Origin of the sequence: Vibrio sp. 1167 (assembly GCF_033340375.1) — a bacterium.
Classification (GTDB): domain Bacteria; phylum Pseudomonadota; class Gammaproteobacteria; order Enterobacterales; family Vibrionaceae; genus Vibrio; species Vibrio alginolyticus.
Genome location: NZ_JAWOWK010000124.1, coordinates 1 through 1,050, shown reverse-complemented (window position 1 = coordinate 1,050; position 1,050 = coordinate 1). Strand labels below are relative to the sequence as shown.

General features: G+C 47.2%; 1 protein-coding gene and 1 pseudogene. Both read left to right on the top strand.

Annotated features, from left to right (window positions below; all coding sequences use genetic code 11):
- On the top strand, positions 1 to 626 hold a 626-nt coding region (locus tag R7Z78_RS24820; RefSeq protein ID WP_169643728.1), incomplete at its 5' end, for a glycosyltransferase.
- Positions 592 to 1,050: pseudogene (locus R7Z78_RS24815) on the top strand (ligase); the annotation flags it as partial. The gene R7Z78_RS24820 and the pseudogene R7Z78_RS24815, both read left to right, overlap by 35 nt.

Genomic DNA, 1,050 nt, shown 5'->3' with positions numbered 1-1,050 from the left:
TGCCTCGGTACCAACACAAGTATCGAGTTGTACATAACGGCGTCGACTTAAATCGCTTCCCGATGGCGGCTAAACAAGCCCACGATCTCAGCGAGAAAGCAACCATCAACATTGGCATGGTTGGCCGACTACATGAACACAAAGATCACGAAACGTTAATTCACGCCATCGCAAAACTGCCTGAGTGCTACCACTTACACCTTGCCGGAGATGGAGAAAGAAAAGCCTCGCTTCAACTACTCGCTCAATCGTTAAACGTTTCACCTCGCGTGCATTTTCACGGAGTCGTATCCGATATCCCTCTCTTTCTCAGCGATATGGATATCTACGTGCAATCTTCCCACGTTGAAGGATTCGGGCTCGCCGCCGTAGAAGCGATGGCAGCAGGTTTGCCCGTACTCTCGTCCGATGTTCCGGGATTAAATGAGGTTACCGGCAGCTCAGAATATCTGTTCGAAGTCGGTGATAGCAATCGGCTTGCACAAAAGGTTGCAGAGCTTTGCGAAGACGCGGCTCTTTACAATTCGGCAAGTCATTATTCCGTCAACCGAGCCAAACTCTACACCATCGACAAATTTCGAGAGGGCTATTATGGAATCTACCAACAGCTCTGTACCGATAAGTAATACCGTTCCACTCCTTGCAGCTATTACTCTGGCACTGTTTTTTGTCCCAGTGAAATTCGCTGTAGGTGGCGTGGCACTTGCGCCTTCCGATATCGCAAGTTTGCTTTCTGTTGGCTTAATCGCCTTGATCATTTTAGAAGGAAGAGCAAAGCAACTGTTGCATCCATGTATCGGATTCTTGGTGCTGTTTACTGGATATGTATTTATCAATGGTTTGTTGAACAGAGTACCTTTGGCCACACTATTGATCGAAACCGTTCAGTGGCTAGCCATTCTTTGTCTACTGAGCTTACTTTACGCTTACGGTGCATTTGATGATGAGCGAGTGATGGTCTATTTCACCTACCTACTTTTTATCATCTGTGCTCTAGTCGCAGCATGGCACTTCGCCCAAGGCTATCAAAGCGGATTTAAATTACTCGGG